The organism is Limosilactobacillus fastidiosus (assembly GCF_014145505.1).
Classification (GTDB): Bacteria; Bacillota; Bacilli; order Lactobacillales; family Lactobacillaceae; genus Limosilactobacillus; species Limosilactobacillus fastidiosus.
This window is the reverse complement of sequence record NZ_JACIUZ010000013.1, coordinates 1-3,102: the sequence shown is the minus strand read 5'-3', so window position 1 is coordinate 3,102 and position 3,102 is coordinate 1. Positions and strand designations below refer to the sequence as shown.

Genomic DNA, 3,102 nt, shown 5'->3' with positions numbered 1-3,102 from the left:
CGTAGCAAGGCTTCCATCCACATAAATATGATCGGTTCTAATGGCTTTGTCAGGCGAATAACTGTCGGTAACCTTCTTCAATTGATTTTCGTAATCTTGGTTATTTTGTTCTTGAGTAACTCATGTAAAAGTAAGCAATGATTAATTATGTATTCCATTAGTTCTAATTGGAACAGTAGAAAATATGATAATGAAATCAATAGTTCGTAAATAGCTATGATTTAAAGCTACATCGTAGTGATAATACGCTTGCTCAGATTTCCGGATAGGTAGAGTTACATCTCCAAAGCCAATTACAGTAGATACACCATCAAATTCATCACCAAGATGGTGACTGAGATCTCCAGTAACATCATTTGCCATTGCGGGTGATGACCAAATATCATGAAACCTAATTTTTATATGATTACCATTTACCTTAAATAATCCAGCACGGTAATAGCTTTCTACACCGTCCCAGTTCCGAGATCCATATTGAATCTTTGCTGTATCACCGTAGGTATTGTTTATGTCCGCAAATAGATCGTTACCTGAATGAACAGTAATTGAAGAACCTGGTAGATGTAGGGCTTGTCCTCCTGATAGTAATTGAATAGCTTCACTTTGAATCCCCGAATCACGTCCCCAAGACTCCATTCCGCCCGCAGATAAATAAGCATTATCAGTAAAGTCAACTTGGGAGCCGTCTGCATAATAGTACTTGTAGTCAATATCTAATGAATTTCCTGAGATAGCAAAAAAATCTGAAGGATCATTAGGAATTGCAATTCTCTTCTTATAGTTACCATCGTGTACGTAGTACTTAAGGTTTGATACCGTAGCCACAATTTTAGTAATTGGACGACCTTGATAGCTAGTATTTTTTAGATTTGTCCAAGTTACAGTGGCAAAATCACCAGGGATATCTGCATTAGCAGGTATAACTAGGGAAGTAACGTTTTTAATATCATCTGACCCATTAGCTCCAGCGTCACCATTAATTACCTGATATGACGATTCAACACTAACTGAAGCATCTGGCTCTTTACCGAATGAAGCTTCCTGTTGAATTTTACTTAGATTTGTTCCTGATTCATCAGTATTTAAACCAGCATTTTTAATTTCAGCTTGTAGTTCTGCAACTTTTCTCTGGTATTCAGCGTATTCTGATCTATAATTCTGATTATTTTGTTCTTGAGTAACTTATGCAAAATAAAGATATTAATGATCTATTATCGTTAATTTTACGAATGATCTCAGAGGTTTAGCCATAAATAGTTTGTGTAAAAACGTAGATTATCGGTAAATTCTTTCAAAATTACTAAAATTACTCAAGAACAAAATAATGAAGTCTGGTCTAAATTTGAGAAAGAGTTAGCCGAGTATCGTAAAGGACACGGAATTGCTAATCCTAATGGAGTATCAACTGCTGAAATAGTACAAGCGTTGACTTTAGGAAGGGAACCTCAGGCAAAGGTCTCAGTATCTCAATTGAATGGGAAAGCGGGTAGAACCGATAATAAAAAGACGCAAAATACCGATTCTACTTCATATGAGTATTTAATTACTCCAGGGGCAACAGGAACTGTTCTTGTAGCTACGTATTCGAATTTGCAACATTCCTTTTATACTGATGCCAACGGAGATAAGCATAATATTTCAAAGATCGTTCGAACGTTTAGTGATTTAACAAAGCAAAATTGGGTTCCAAGTTGGAATTGGGAAAAAGCGCCCGAGAATGGTGCTAATCCTTACCTATGGATTTATGATGATCCAACGGATGGATTTTGGTACTACTTCGCTTCCGGAGTTACAGTCACCGATCAGTATTTTGATGAAAATGGAAATCCAATTAATCTTGCTGATGATGCCTGGCTTGCTGTAACATCTCTTAATAATCAATCAGATCCTCAGCATATAGCTAATAATGCTGATGTTGAACAGGTAACTCCTGTAAGTGGTGGCCAGTCATATGCGTTACTCGGTTCTTCAGTAACAAATCATAATGGTACCCTTTATGCTGATAAAAATAATTCAAGTGAACCAAAAGGAAGTCATAATAACTCAGATTGGTGGGATTATAAAGGCCCTAATGAGTATTATGGTGCAGGTTTAATTAAGCTTTCGGGAAATACTACTTCATTACGCTTCTCTACTCATTATGATCCTAGTTTTACTGGAGCAACCTCACATGATGTGTGGGCAACAACCACTACAATTCTTCCTGCAACACCAGGACCGGAAAAGCCAAAAGTTCCTAAGACTAGTAATGCTCACTTTCACTACGATGTAGCTTTAATTTGCCATTAAATTCCGAATATTAATGATTTAACTTATCTATATTTAATTTAATTTTTTTACATGGCAAAAGTTGTGTTATGAAATTAACCTATTAAATTTCTCCTTGTAAATAAATGAAAAAGGAGAAATTCTTATGATTATTCGCTCAAAAACAAAAGCTGAACTAATCACTAAGCCCTTCTTACGCTATAAATTGTATAAGAAAGGGAAGATGTTAGTAACATCATCTGTTGCAGGACTTTCTGTAGTTGGAATGATGGTTACGTTATCGCAAGGTCAAGTACATGCTGATACAACAACGCCAGCTTCAACAACAACTCAAACTGCTAACGCAACGCCAACTCAGCAATCAACTGCTAATTCAGGAAGTAATTCTGTTACCAATCAAGTGACAGTTGATCACAGTACTTTGAATAATGCAGTTAATAATGCTAAACAAGCAGGAATGACTGTTACAAATAAGCCTACTGTTAATCAGACGGTTCCTGAAAGTCAGGTTCCTCAAGCACGACAAGATATTCAAGAAAATGAAGCCAGTCAGGCGGCAAAGATTAATCAAGATGTTGCTCAGTATAAGCATGATCAGGCCAACTATACTAATTACAATGGCTATAAAGGCGATACTTCAAAACTAGATGCTGAAGTTCAGAAAGCTCAAGGTACCACTGGATTAACCGTAATTAAAGATGCCGATCAGCCACAAACACCAGTTAAAGCTAGCGATGATCAAGCAATCAATAATATGAAGGATAAGATCCAAAATGATTATGAAGATCAGGTTTCTTCTCTTGAAAATGCTATCGCTACTCAAGAACAAAATAA

3 protein-coding genes are annotated in these 3,102 nt (G+C 36.3%); 2 read left to right on the top strand and 1 reads right to left on the bottom strand.

The genetic code is table 11. The annotated features are described in order from the left end of the window. Positions 1-141 precede the first annotated feature (141 nt). Complete coding sequence (locus H5R64_RS00975; RefSeq protein ID WP_308184592.1) at positions 142-903, bottom strand: GbpC/Spa domain-containing protein; 762 nt, start codon at positions 901-903, stop codon at positions 142-144. Positions 904-1,470: 567 nt separating this feature from the next. Here H5R64_RS00975 and H5R64_RS00970 point away from each other — a divergent pair. Beyond that, on the top strand, positions 1,471-2,289 hold the full coding sequence (locus tag H5R64_RS00970; protein ID WP_182580144.1) for a GbpC/Spa domain-containing protein: 819 nt from the start codon (positions 1,471-1,473) through the stop codon (positions 2,287-2,289). Positions 2,290-2,413: 124 nt separating this feature from the next. Then, a partial coding sequence (locus H5R64_RS00965) for a KxYKxGKxW signal peptide domain-containing protein (RefSeq protein ID WP_182580146.1) occupies positions 2,414-3,102 on the top strand: 689 nt, incomplete at its 3' end.